The sequence below is a fragment of the Mycobacterium sp. NGS19 genome (assembly GCF_059813155.1).
Genome location: NZ_JCALEB010000002.1, coordinates 335,484 through 347,943, shown reverse-complemented (window position 1 = coordinate 347,943; position 12,460 = coordinate 335,484). Strand labels below are relative to the sequence as shown.

At 69.2% G+C, this 12,460-nt stretch carries 14 protein-coding genes; 9 read left to right on the top strand and 5 right to left on the bottom strand.

Annotated features, from left to right (window positions below; all coding sequences use genetic code 11):
• Complete coding sequence (locus AC5Y4N_RS07020; RefSeq protein ID WP_499905659.1) at window positions 1-399, top strand: DUF2599 domain-containing protein; 399 nt, start codon at window positions 1-3, stop codon at window positions 397-399.
• On the top strand, window positions 399-1,070 hold the full coding sequence (gene deoC / locus AC5Y4N_RS07015; protein ID WP_499905662.1) for a deoxyribose-phosphate aldolase: 672 nt from the start codon (window positions 399-401) through the stop codon (window positions 1,068-1,070). Before AC5Y4N_RS07020 ends, deoC begins: the two co-directional genes overlap by 1 nt.
• On the opposite strand, the gene AC5Y4N_RS07010 is transcribed toward deoC, so the two are convergent.
• The 4 genes from AC5Y4N_RS07010 to AC5Y4N_RS06995 are packed head-to-tail and all read right to left on the bottom strand — an operon-like array spanning window position 1,065 to window position 3,919.
• Window positions 1,065-2,054 carry an LmeA family phospholipid-binding protein gene (locus AC5Y4N_RS07010; protein WP_499905666.1) on the bottom strand — a complete coding sequence of 330 codons (990 nt, stop codon included), beginning with the start codon at window positions 2,052-2,054 and terminating at the stop codon, window positions 1,065-1,067. The two genes, deoC and AC5Y4N_RS07010, sit on opposite strands and share 6 nt — an antisense overlap.
• Complete coding sequence (locus AC5Y4N_RS07005; RefSeq protein ID WP_499905670.1) at window positions 2,051-2,869, bottom strand: carbon-nitrogen hydrolase family protein; 819 nt, start codon at window positions 2,867-2,869, stop codon at window positions 2,051-2,053. Before AC5Y4N_RS07005 ends, AC5Y4N_RS07010 begins: the two co-directional genes overlap by 4 nt.
• Before the next feature lie 10 nt (window positions 2,870-2,879).
• Window positions 2,880-3,392 carry a DUF2505 domain-containing protein gene (locus AC5Y4N_RS07000; protein WP_499905673.1) on the bottom strand — a complete coding sequence of 171 codons (513 nt, stop codon included), beginning with the start codon at window positions 3,390-3,392 and terminating at the stop codon, window positions 2,880-2,882.
• A 20-nt stretch (window positions 3,393-3,412) separates the two neighbouring features.
• Entirely contained in the window at window positions 3,413-3,919 is a 507-nt protein-coding gene (locus tag AC5Y4N_RS06995) for a DUF2505 domain-containing protein (protein ID WP_499905676.1), read from the bottom strand.
• A gap of 26 nt (window positions 3,920-3,945) precedes the next feature.
• On the opposite strand from AC5Y4N_RS06995, the gene AC5Y4N_RS06990 reads away from it, so the two are divergent.
• A complete protein-coding gene (locus AC5Y4N_RS06990; protein ID WP_499905680.1) occupies window positions 3,946-5,004 on the top strand; it encodes a UDP-N-acetylmuramate dehydrogenase in 1,059 nt (352 codons plus the stop codon).
• 34 nt (window positions 5,005-5,038) lie between these two features.
• On the top strand, window positions 5,039-6,322 hold the full coding sequence (locus AC5Y4N_RS06985) for a L,D-transpeptidase (protein ID WP_499905683.1): 1,284 nt from the start codon (window positions 5,039-5,041) through the stop codon (window positions 6,320-6,322).
• Here the strand turns inward: AC5Y4N_RS06985 and AC5Y4N_RS06980 are convergent.
• Entirely contained in the window at window positions 6,300-7,070 is a 771-nt protein-coding gene (locus AC5Y4N_RS06980) for an SDR family oxidoreductase (protein ID WP_499905687.1), read from the bottom strand. The genes AC5Y4N_RS06985 and AC5Y4N_RS06980 overlap by 23 nt on opposite strands.
• Window positions 7,071-7,241: 171 nt before the next feature.
• Between AC5Y4N_RS06980 and AC5Y4N_RS06975 the strand changes: the two genes are divergently transcribed.
• The 5 genes from AC5Y4N_RS06975 (at window position 7,242) to AC5Y4N_RS06955 (ending at window position 12,460) form a co-directional block, all read left to right on the top strand.
• The gene (locus AC5Y4N_RS06975) at window positions 7,242-8,480 is read left to right on the top strand and encodes an ROK family protein (protein WP_499905690.1); all 1,239 of its coding nucleotides are present in this window, start codon (window positions 7,242-7,244) and stop codon (window positions 8,478-8,480) included.
• 59 nt (window positions 8,481-8,539) lie between these two features.
• A complete protein-coding gene (gene mshA, locus AC5Y4N_RS06970) occupies window positions 8,540-9,859 on the top strand; it encodes a D-inositol-3-phosphate glycosyltransferase (RefSeq protein ID WP_499905693.1) in 1,320 nt (439 codons plus the stop codon).
• A complete protein-coding gene (locus tag AC5Y4N_RS06965; RefSeq protein ID WP_499905695.1) occupies window positions 9,856-10,371 on the top strand; it encodes a type III secretion system chaperone family protein in 516 nt (171 codons plus the stop codon). Before mshA ends, AC5Y4N_RS06965 begins: the two co-directional genes overlap by 4 nt.
• Window positions 10,372-10,384: 13 nt before the next feature.
• Window positions 10,385-11,143 (top strand): phosphoglyceromutase, encoded by a 759-nt coding sequence (locus AC5Y4N_RS06960; protein ID WP_499905697.1) that lies wholly within the window; start codon window positions 10,385-10,387, stop codon window positions 11,141-11,143.
• 123 nt (window positions 11,144-11,266) lie between these two features.
• The gene (locus AC5Y4N_RS06955; RefSeq protein WP_499905699.1) at window positions 11,267-12,460 is read left to right on the top strand and encodes a sensor histidine kinase; all 1,194 of its coding nucleotides are present in this window, start codon (window positions 11,267-11,269) and stop codon (window positions 12,458-12,460) included.

The window sequence follows — 12,460 nt, the reverse complement described above, 5'->3', positions numbered from 1 at the left end:
ATGCGTGCCGTCCTGCTCGCGGCGTGCGCTGCGCTGCCAGTGGCTGTCATGGTCGCTGCGCCGGCGCATGCCGACGCGCCGCCGCCACCCTACGTCGACCACACCGAATGGGTGCACTGGGCCGACCTGTCCAGCCTGCGGGTGTATCCGACTGCAGCGGGCCGGGAAGCCAGCATCGAGCTCGTCAGCCCCGACGAGGCATGGTCGGAGGTGCTCAGGCACGCCCCCGATGCCGACTTGCCCGGCATGCGTGATCAATTCGTGTGTCATTGGCAGCTAGCCGAATTCGCGCAACCCGGCAAGGTCAGCTGGAACCTGGAGCCGTGGCGCCCGGTGGTCACGCCGGCCCAGATGGTCGACGCCGGTTGCAATCCCGGCAACGTCGAAGAACCGTTCTAGTGGTGTCGGCAGCCGAACTGGCCGGGCTCGTCGACCACACCCTGCTCAAACCCGAGGCGACAGCAGCCGATGTGGCGGCGGCGGTCGCAGAAGCCGTGCAGCTGAGCGCTTTTGCGGTATGCGTGTCCCCGTCGATGGTGCCGGCGGCGGTTGCGGCCCGGCCGCCCGGCGGCCCTGTCGTCGCGGCGGTCGCCGGGTTCCCGTCGGGCAAGCACCTCACCGAGGTCAAGGCCCGCGAGGCAGCGCTCGCGGTGCGCGCCGGTGCGGCCGAGATCGACATGGTCATCGACATCGGGGCAGCGCTGGCCGGTGACTTCGACGCTGTACGCGCCGACATCGAAGGTGTGCGCCGCGCGGTGCCGGGGGCGGTGTTGAAGGTGATCGTGGAATCGGCTGCGCTGCTCGAGTTTGGCGGTGAGCCGGCACTGGTCGACGTGTGCCGCGTCGCCGGTGGCGCCGGAGCCGATTTCGTGAAGACCTCCACCGGATTTCACCCCAGCGGCGGCGCGTCGATCCGGGCGGTCGAGTTGATGGCACGCACCGTCAACGGACGCCTGGGCGTGAAGGCCAGCGGCGGAATCCGCACTGCCGCCGACGCGCTTGCGATGATCGACGCGGGCGCCACGCGCTTGGGTCTGTCGGGGACCCGCGGCGTGCTCGAAGGGCTATAGCTGCGCGAAGCAGGGATCCTGCTGGTCGGCCGGCAGCGACGCGTTGCGCGTCGAAAAGTGGCCTACCACAGCGGAATCCGTGACCTGCAGCGAGTCGGCTTTGATGCCGAGCGGATAGTTGTCGGCCAGCTGCTTGGTGAACCCGTCCAACGCCGGCTGCACCGATTCGCGGGGCAAGACGAATCCCAGCCCCGTGACATTGACCACCTGCAACGCGATGTTGCCGTCGACCACCTGCGGCTTGGCGGTGATGCTACCGAAGGTGCCCTGCAATTCGATCGTGCCGTCCGACGGATTGGTCGCGACTCCGGTGACGAAGTTGCCGAAGATCGGAATCGCGTTCTGCACAGTCTGTTTGATGCCGTCGGCGGTCCACGTGATCGTCGCGTCGAGCGCACCGATCATGCCCCTGTTGTTGGCGCCGCCTTCCAACTCGACGTCGTCGATCGACACTTCGGCCTTCATGCCCTTGGCGCTGCGGATCTGGTTGCCGTCGGTCTTGATCAGGATGTTGTCGTAGTGACCGGTCATGTGCTGCCACAGGAACGGTGGCATCGCGCCGAACGAGACGCTGGCGCCGTCTTGGGTCACGCACTCGGTCGCGTCGGCCACCACGCTGTCGGCGCGGTGGCGCGCGTACAACTCGCCGGCGATCAACCCGGCGGCCACCACCGCCAGCACGATGACGACGACCAGCACGATCGACAGCGGGTCGCGCCAGAAGTTGCGCTTGCCGCCCGCAGGGGCGGCGGCCGGCTTTTCGGCTTGTGGGGCCGCCTTGGGGATGTGCTGGGTGGGCGGTTCGGTCTGGCCCGCTCGGGGGATGTGCGTCGTCGGCCCATCCATCGGGCTGCCGGCCCTGGGAATCTGGTGGGTGGGCTGCTCCGGCGGCGGTCCCGGCTGGCGGGGTGGCGGGGGAGGCTGGCTGCCGGGACGGCTCCAGGCCTGCGGGTCACCGTGCTGCGGGCCCTGCGGGTTCGTCACCCGCGCGATTCTGCCCTATCCGCCTGAGTGAACGATGAGCGGTTGCGAAGCACGGCGAGCGTGTCGCGGGCCGTGGCCACGGTGTCGAGGTCCAGGTCGGCCAGCACCAATTGCGGATCGGCACCGGCTTCGGCAACCACCTCACCGAACGGCGACGCAACCAGGCTTCCGCCCACGCCCGTCGGCGCGCCTTTGGCTGCCAGGTCGTCGCCGGGATAGGCCTGGCCGGTCGCGGCGACGAAGCTGGTGCAGTCCAGCGCACGGGCACGCACCAGCAACCGCCACTGGTCGAGCTTGCCGGGGCCCGCCCCCCACGACGCACATACCGTGATCACCTGCGCGCCGCGGTCGGCCAGCTCGGTGTACAGCGCCGGGAACCGCACGTCGTAGCACGTGGAAAGGCCCACTCCGACGCCCGCCACGTCGACCACGACGGGCTCGCGCCCCGGTGCGACGGTCCGCGACTCGGCGAACCCGAACGCGTCGTAGAGGTGGATCTTGTCGTAGTGGGCGTCGACCCCCGGCCCCGTGGCGATCAGCGTGTTGGTGACCCGTCCGTCGTGCGTCGGCACGAACATGCCCGCCACCACGACGACGCCGGCGTCGGCGGCGATCGAGCGCACCGCGCACGCCCACGGCCCGTCGAGCGGTTCGGCCACCGGGCCCAGCGGCACACCGAAGCGGCACATCGTCGCCTCCGGGAACACCACCAGCGCCGCCCCGGCGTCGGCGGCCTGGCGGACGTTCTCGGCGACCAGCGTCAGGTTGGCTGACGGGTCGGTTCCGGCGCGAATCTGCGCCAGCGCGATGCGCATGAAGGCGAGCCTAGTGTCGGCACACCCACTCGGTGGTGAACCGCCGTTCAGCGTCGAACAGCGCGGTGACGTGGCGGGTCACCAGCTCTTCGAGTCGTCGGCCGACCAGCGGGATCGCCACCTTGCACACGCTCGACAGCCGCAACTGACAGCCGTTGCGGGTCTGGGTGAGCAGCTGCGAGCCCTGGAAGTGGCCGACGACCCGCGGGATCGACGCCCGATACGTTCCGGTGCCTTGATTCCGGTGGGGGTCGTACGGCTTGAACTGCTGCTCACGCCTCACCACCACATCGTCCGGCGCCACGGCGCGCCCGATCGGCGGCAGGTATGCGCGCGGCAGGCTGTGGGTCAACACGACCCGCGTTCCGGTGTGGTCGGTGGAAAAGGACGTGAGCTCGGAATCCGGAGTCACGCTGCGGTACTCCTGCAGCAGAGATTGCCAGTACATGAGGCTGGTGAAGCTGCGGTAGACGTCCGCGGCCGACGCGTCATAGGTGACCGTGTAGTCGAGTCGTCGGCTCATCAGTTCAGATTAGCTGGCGCTCAAGCGTTCTCGGTGATCCACACCGTGGTGAAGCGCTGCTCGGCGGCGACGAGCTCGGCGAGCTTGCCGCCGATGAACGTCTCGAGCTTCCCGCCGACCAGCGGAATGTTCACCTCGACGGTGGCGCTGAACTGCAGCCGCGAGCCCGTCTCTGTAGGCCTGAGCAGCGCCGTTCCTGTCAGCGACACGGGAGCGCCCGGCACCGCCCCGGACACTTCGGCGCGGGCCACCCCGTCGCGCACCGGCGTCCACGTCTCGTTGCGGATGATCTGCAGATTGCGCGGATGGAATTGCGTCACCACCGCCGGCAGCCGGTCGGCGCGCAGCGTCTGGGTGGTGGCCACCGTCACGGAGCCGTCGTCGGCGACCGTCAAGGAATCCAGCGTCGCGACGTCGGCGCCCGAGTCGACCAGCCGGGCCAGCCAGTACTGCTCGTCGGAGAATGCCGCGCGCACTTGCTCGACAGTGCCGTGGTAATCGGCCGACAAGTCGAATGAACGCGGCATAGCAGGTCAGGTTACCGTTACCGGCCGTGGCCACCGCTGAATACGCCGGCGCTCGCGTGGCGGACGACGTTCCGCTCGCGCCGCTGACCACGCTGCGGGTCGGACCCGTCGCTCGGCGTGTGATCACCTGCGCCACAACGGATCAGGTGGTAGCGGCGATGCGCGCGGTCGACGCGCAAGCGGGTCGGGTGTTGGTGATGGCCGGCGGGTCGAACTTGGTGATCGCCGACGACCTGACCGATCTGACCGTGGTGCGGCTGGCCACCGGCGGCGTGACCATCGACGGGCCGATCCTGCGGGCCGAAGCCGGAGCCGTCTGGGACGACGTCGTGGTTGCCTCGCTGCGGCACGGGCTGGGCGGATTGGAGTGCCTGTCCGGCATCCCGGGGTCGACGGGCGCCACACCGGTGCAGAACGTCGGCGCGTACGGCGTGGAGGTGGCCGACTGCATCACCCGGGTGCGTTTGCTGGACCGTGCCAGCGGCGACGTGCGGTGGGTCGCCCCGGAAGAGTTGGGGTTCGGCTACCGCCACAGCATGCTGAAGAGCGCCGACGAGTTCGTGGTGCTGGAGGTCGAGTTCGCGCTCGACGCGACGGGTCGCAGTGCCCCGCTGCGCTATCGAGAGCTGGTCGCCGCGCTCGGCGCGCAGGAAGGCGACCGCATCGAACCGGGCCGCGTGCGCAACGCGGTGCTGGCCTTGCGCCGCCGGAAGGGCATGGTGCTCGACGACGGGGATCACGACACCTGGAGCGCCGGCTCGTTCTTCACCAATCCCGTTGTGTCACAACAGGTTTATGACCGTCTCGCCTACCGCAGCGCCGGGCCGGTGCCGCATTTCCCGGCGCCGGACGGGGTCAAACTGGCAGCCGCATGGCTGGTGGAGCAGGCCGGGTTTCACAAGGGATACCCCGGCGCGGGCGCGCCCGCCCGGTTGTCGACAAAACATTCACTGGCGCTGACCAACCGAGGGTCGGCCACCACGGCCGACATCGTGGCGCTGGCCCGCAGAATCCGCGACGGCGTGCGCGACGCGTTCGGGATCACGTTGGTCCCAGAACCCGTGCTGGTCGGCGTGACGATTTAGCACGGACACCGGGCCACCCGTACCCTGGGTCGACGTGACACCAGCCAACGACGCGCCGCGGCTGACTCGCCGCCGGGCCCTGACTGCGCTCGCGGTCGGGGTGGTTGCGCCTGGCGCGCTGGCGTCGTGTATCAGCAGATCCGGCAAACCGGGTGAGACGGCAGGCCCGCCGCCGAAGCCGACCGTGACGTTACGGCCTAACGACGGCGCCGAAGACGTGCTGCCGACCGCGCAGATCGGTGCCGAGGTCAGTGACGGCTGGTTTCAGCGGGTCACGCTGACCAACTCTGAGGGCAAAGTGGTGGCCGGCGCGCTCGGCCGCGACCGCACGTCCTACACCGTGACCGAACCCCTCGGCTACGGCTCGAAGTACACCTGGTCGGGGTCAGTGGTCGGCCACGACGGCACCACGGTCCCGGTCAGCGGCAGCTTCACCACCGTCAAACCCACCAAGACGGTCAGCGGCCAGTTCCAGCTGGCAGACGGGCAGACCGTCGGCATCGCCGCGCCGATCATCCTGCAATTCAACGCGCCGATCAGCGATAAGGCCGCCGTCGAACGCGCGCTCACGGTGACCACCGAACCCGCCACCGAGGGCAGCTGGGCCTGGCTGCCCGACGAGGCCCAAGGCTCGCGTGTGCACTGGCGCACCAAGGAGTACTACCAGCCGGGCACCACCGTGAAGGTGGACGCCAAGCTCTACGGCGTCAACTTCGGCGACGACGCCTACGGCGAGGAGGACGTCTCGCTGAACTTCACCATCGGCCGACGCCAGATCGTCAAGGCGCACGCGCCGTCGCATCGCATGCAGGTGGTGACCGACGCGGGCGTGATCATGGACTTCCCGTGCAGCTACGGCGAAGGAGACCAGCCGCGCAACGTCACTCGCAGCGGCACCCATGTGGTCACGGAGAAGTACGCCGACTTCTGGATGAGCAACCCAGCGGCCGGCTACAGCAATGTCCACGAGCGCTACGCCGTGCGCATCTCCAACAACGGCGAATTCATTCACTGCAACCCGGAAAGCATTGGCGCGCAAGGCAACACAAACGTCACCAACGGGTGCATCAATCTGAACCTGGAAAACGCCATCCAATACTTCAACAGCGCGATGTACGGCGACCCGGTCGAGGTCACCGGGACGTCGATTCAGCTGTCCTACTCCGACGGCGACATCTGGGACTGGGCTGTGGATTGGGACACGTGGCGCTCGATGTCGGCTCTCTCGTCGCAGCAGCCGCCGTCCAATATCCCCAGCAGCGCGCCGGCCACCCCGTCGGGCGCGCCGCAACCGGTCAACGGTCGCCCGGGCCGTTAGCGCCGTCGTCTCGGCGGTAGAACCGCGACGCGGTCGCCTGATCGCGCGGCCGCATCACGACGAGGTCTAAGTTCACGTGCGACGGCCGCGACGCCACGAAGCCGATCACGTCGGCGACGTCCTCGGCCACCAGCGGGGTGATGCCCCGATACACCGCGTCGGCACGCGTGCGGTCGCCGTCGAAACGCACCAGCGAGAACTCGGTTTGCACCGCACCGGGCGCAATCTCGGTGAGCCGCACCGGTTTTCCGAGCAGCTCGCCGCGCAGCGTGCGGTGCAACGCCCCTTGGGCGTGCTTGGCGGCGGTGTATCCGGCGCCGCCGTCGTAGGTTTCCAACGCCGCCACCGACGTGACCGTGACGATCAGCCCGTCCTGCGATGCGATCAGCTTGGGCAGCAACGCCCGGGTCACCCGCAGCGTGCCGAGCACGTTGGTTTCCCACATCCAGCGCCAGTGCTCGAGGTCGGCGTCGGCCACCGGCGCCAAGCCCTTGGCGCCGCCGGCGTTGTTCACCAGCACATCGACGCGATCCAGCCGCCGTGACAGCTCGTCCACGGCTGTTTGGTCCGTGACGTCCGCCACTATCGCGGTGCCGCCGATCTCGGCGGCCAGCGCCTCGATGCGGTCCGCACGCCGAGCCACGGCCACTACGTGAAATCCTTGGCGCGCAAGGGTTTTCGCGGTTGCAGCGCCGATGCCCGAGCTGGCGCCGGTGACGACGGCGACTCTCTGCGGCTGCGCGGTCATGCCCTCACTCTAGAGAGCGCCGACGCCCTGCCCTGTGCCAGTCGCAAAGCCGTGCTAAGTTCCACGACGTGTTCTTCGCCTGTAGGTGTTGTCGCCCCGGTCATCGCCGCGCCTGACCGCTGAGTCGGTGCGGCCAGGGTCCAGCCAACCGACTGACGAAGGACAACCCCCATGCGATCCACGATTCTTCTGACCCGCCACCACATCGTCGCGCCGTCGCTGGGTCTGCCCGAGGCGGCAGCCGCCGCGGTGTTCGGCGCCGCACGGACCCGCGGCCCGATCGCGCGTGACGCGATCGCCCAAGTCACATCCCTGTCGATCGCCACGGTCAACCGCCAAGTGACCGCGCTGCTGGACGCGGGGCTGCTGCGGGAACGCCCCGACCTGGCGGCGTCAGGTGCGATCGGCCGGCCCCGGGTGCCCGTCGAAATCAACCACGAGCCGTACCTGACGCTGGGCCTGCACATCGGCGCGCGGACCACCAGCATCGTCGCCACCGATCTGCTGGGCCGCACGCTCGACGTCGTCGAGACCCCTACCCCGCAGACCGGCCAGGCCGCGACGCTCACGGCGCTGGCCGCCAGCGCCCAGCGGTACCTGAGGCGCTGGCATCGGCGCCGGGCCCTGTGGGTGGGCGTGGCGATCGGCGGCGTCGTGGACGGCGCCACCGGAACCGTCGACCACCCGCGGCTCGGCTGGACCGACGCCCCGGTCGGGCCGATGTTCGCCGACACGCTGGACCTGCCCGTGTCGGTGGCCGTGCACGTGGACGCGATGGCCGGGGCGGAACTGCTGCTGGGCATGCGACGGTTCGCCGCGCGGTCGTCGACCAGCCTCTACGTCTACGCCCGCGAGACCGTCGGCTATGCCTTGGTGATCGGCGGCCGGGTGCACAGCCCGGCCAGCGGCCCGGGCAACATTTCCGCGCTGCCCACCCAGTCCGAGCTGCTGGGCGGCTCGGGCCGGCTGGAGTCCACGGTGAGCGACGAGGCTGTGCTGGCCGCCGGGCGCCGGTTGGGCGTGATCCCCGCCGGCGCCACGATGAGCACGCTGCTGCGTGTTGCGCGCGGCGGCAACCGGCAGGCTCGCGAACTGCTCGCCGAGCGTGCCCGAGTGCTCGGTGGCGCGGTGGCACTGTTGCGCGACATGCTCAATCCCGACGACCTCGTGGTCGGCGGCCAGGCGTTCACCGAATACCCCGAAGGCATCACCGAGGTTGAGGCCTCCTATGTTCGGCACTCCACGCTGCCGCCGCGCGACATCAGGGTCACGGCGTTCGGCAACCGGGTGCAGGAGGCCGGCGCCGGCGTGACGTCATTGAGTGCCCTCTACGCCGACCCGATCGGGGCGATGAGGCGCGCGTTCCGGCGCATCGGCGGTGCGCCGGCCGGTGAAGGCGTCTCGGCCTGACGCGGCCGAGCGGGGTGCCGCGGGAATAGGTCCGCAGCCCTTTCGGGTAGACATGGCATGTGACCGACGCTCAGGAGCTCCGCCGCGTCGCGGTGCTGTCGGTGCACACCTCGCCGCTTGCGCAGCCCGGTACCGGCGATGCGGGCGGCATGAACGTCTACATCCTGCAGTCGGCGCTCGAGATGGCCCGCCGCGGCGTCGAGGTGGAGATTTTCACTCGCGCGACGTCGTCGCAGGATCCGCCGACGGTACCGGTGGCACCCGGTGTGCTGGTGCGCAACGTCGTCGCCGGTCCCTTCGAGGGGTTGGACAAGCACGACCTGCCGACGCAGCTGTGCGCGTTCACCGCCGGGGTAGTGCGTGCCGAGGCCACCCACGAACCCGGCTACTACGACATCGTGCACTCGCACTACTGGCTGTCCGGCCAAGTCGGCTGGCTGGCTCGCGACCGCTGGGCAGTGCCGCTGGTTCACACCGCTCACACGCTGGCCGCGGTGAAGAACGCGGCACTGGCCGACGGGGACGCTCCCGAGCCGCTGATGCGCGTGGTCGGTGAACAGCAGGTGGTCGACGAGGCCGACCGCTTGATCGTCAATACCGAAGACGAAGCGCGCCAGCTCATGTCGATTCACCACGCGGACCCTGCGCGTATCGACGTGGTGCACCCCGGCGTCGACCTGCAGACGTTCACGCCGGGTGACAAAGCCGCCGCGCGGGTGGCGCTGGGACTGGCCGGCGACGAGCAGGTGGTGGCGTTCGTCGGGCGCATCCAGCCGCTGAAGGCCCCCGACATCCTGCTGCGTGCGGCCGCGAAACTGACCGATACCCATCCGCGGCTGCGGGTGGTGGTGGCCGGCGGGCCGTCCGGCTCCGGGCTGCAGGCACCCGAGACGCTCGCGCGGCTAGCCGCCGAGCTGGGAATCAGCGCACGTGTCACGTTCCTTCCGCCGCAGCCGCGCACCGGGCTGATAACCGTGTACCGGGCCGCGGATCTCGTTGCGGTGCCCAGCTACTCGGAGTCGTTCGGCCTGGTGGCCATCGAGGCGCAGGCCTGCGGAACGCCCGTCGTCGCGGCGGCCGTGGGCGGATTACCCGTCGCGGTCCGCGACGGAGTCAGCGGCGCGCTGGTGTCCAGCCACGACATCGACGACTGGGCCAAGAGCATCGACGCGCTGCTGACCAGAGCTCCGGCGATGAGCCGCGCCGCGGTCGCGCACGCCGCGAACTTCTCGTGGGCGCGCACCGTCGACGCGCTGCTGGACGCCTACGGCCGGGCGACCGAGGACTACCGCGCCGGACGGCAACGCGGTGCGGTTGTCACGCTGGCGTCGCGCCGGTTGGGTCGTCGGTGGAGCATGAGGCGGGGGTTACGCGCATGACCGACGACGTCCAACAGCGCATCGAAGACGCGCTCGACGAGAGCGGGCTGCCTTATTTTCACCACGAGGGCGCCCACGGGGGACCACCCGGAATCGTGGTCGAGCTGCCGGGGGAGCGACGGCTCAAGACCAACACGATCCTGACCGTCGGCGAACACTCGGTGCGGGTGGAGGCGTTCGTCTGCCGCAACCCCGACGAAAACCACGAAGCGGTCTACCGATTTCTGCTCAAGCGCAATCGCAAGCTCTACGGAGTCGCCTACACCCTCGACAACGTCGGCGACATCTACCTGGTCGGCCGGATGGCGCTGTCGGCGGTGACCGCCGAGGAGCTGGACCGGGTGCTGGGACAGGTGCTCGAGGCCGTCGACGAAGACTTCAACACGCTGCTGGAATTGGGTTTCTCGACGTCGATCCGCCGCGAGTGGGCATGGCGGGTGTCGCGCGGTGAGTCGCTGAAGAACCTCGAGGCGTTCGCCCATCTGATCGAGCGCCCAGATTCGGCCCCGTGAGAGACTTTCCGGCATGGCAGACGTCGGCACGCTCGTGCTTCTTCGCCACGGCGAAAGCGAATGGAACGCCAAGAACCTGTTCACCGGTTGGGTGGACGTCGACCTGACTGAGAAGGGTCGCGCCGAGGCGATCCGGGGTGGCGAGTTGATCGCCGAGCACGGGCTGCTGCCCGACGTGTTGCATACGTCGCTGCTGCGCCGCGCCATCACCACTGCGCATCTGGCGCTGGATGCGGCCGACCGGCTGTGGATTCCAGTCAAGCGCAGCTGGCGGCTCAACGAGCGTCACTACGGCGCCCTGCAGGGCCTCAACAAAGCCGAAACCAAAGCCAAGTACGGCGAAGAGCAGTTCATGGCGTGGCGGCGCAGCTACGACATCCCGCCGCCGCCGATCGAGCCGGGCAGCGAGTACAGCCAGGACACCGACCCGCGCTACGTCGACATCGGCGGTGGCCCGCTCACCGAATGCCTGGCCGACGTGGTGGCGCGGTTCCTGCCGTACTACACCGACGTCATCGTGCCGGACCTGCGGCTGGGCAAGACCGTGCTGATCGCCGCGCACGGAAACTCGCTGCGCGCGCTGGTGAAGTACCTCGACGGCATGTCCGACGACGAGGTGGTCGGCCTCAACATCCCGACCGGGATTCCGCTGCGCTACGACCTCGATTCCGACCTGCGGCCGCTGACACCCGGCGGGCAGTACCTCGATCCGGAGGCCGCCGCCGCCGGGGCCGCCGCAGTGGCCAGCCAGGGCGCGGGCGCGAAGAGCTGACCAGCCGCGCCTCGGCGAACAGTCGGTGAACTGCAGTGGAACTCCTTCGCCGACGGGTGTGAGATGTCCCGAAATGGCCTCACGCTGCTGGGGTGACGTTCACCGTCTGCGTACGATTCGGACGTGACTGTGGCGTCTGCGGTCCTCGTGGCCGCGGTGGCAGCCTCTGTGGCGCTGGTGATCGGCGTCGTCGTCGGCGGCGCGGTGATGCCGCGGCTCGCCGAACACAACCGGCGTGTGGCCGCCCAAGAGGCCGGGCTGACGGTGTCGCAGATGCTGCACCGCATCGTGGCGCTGTCGCCGATCGGCGTCGCTGTCGTCGACAACCATCGCGATGTCGTGTTCTTGAACGCCCGGGCCCAAGAACTCGGCCTGGTGCGTGACCGGCTGCTCGACGACCGGGCGTGGACGGCCGCGCGCCGCGTGCTCGCCCGCGGGGACGATGTCGACATCGACTTGTCGCCGGGGGCGTCCCCGTCCGGCCGGTCCGGGTTGTCCGTGCGCGGCCGGGTGCGCCTGCTCGCCGAGGAAGACCGCCGGTTCGCGGTGATCTACGTGTTCGACGACTCCGAAGTGGCGCGCATGGAAGCGACTCGTCGTGATTTCGTCGCCAACGTCAGCCACGAACTCAAGACACCGGTGGGGGCGATGGGACTGCTGGCCGAGGCGCTGCTGGAATCGGCCGACGACCCGGACACAGTGCGCCGGTTCGGCGAAAAGTTGCACTTCGAGTCTCAGCGGCTGGCCAATATGGTCAGCGAGCTGATCGAGCTGTCGCGGCTGCAGGGAGCTGAACGGTTGCCCGAGCTCGAAGCGGTCGACGTGGATACCGTTGTCGCTGAGGCGCTATCGCGCTCCAAGGTGGCTGCCGACAACGCCGACATCACGATCGCCACCGACGAGCCCAGCGGGTTCAAGGTGCTGGGCGACCAAGGTCTGCTGGTCACTGCACTGGCCAACCTGGTCAGTAATGCGATCTCCTATTCACCGCCGGGCTCGCCGGTGTCGATCAGTAGGCGCCGCCGCGGCGGCAACGTCGAAATCGCCGTCACCGACCGGGGCATCGGGATTGCCAAGGAACACCAGGAGCGGGTGTTCGAGCGGTTCTTCCGGGTGGACAAGGCCCGCTCCCGCGCGACGGGCGGTACCGGGCTGGGGCTGGCGATCGTCAAACACATTGCGGCCAACCACAACGGGACGATCCGGCTGTGGAGCCAACCGGGCACGGGGTCGACGTTCACGCTGTCGATTCCGGCCTATGAGGACACCGACGGCGCAGCCGGCCATGAAGACGCCGACGACCCGTCGGCTGGATGA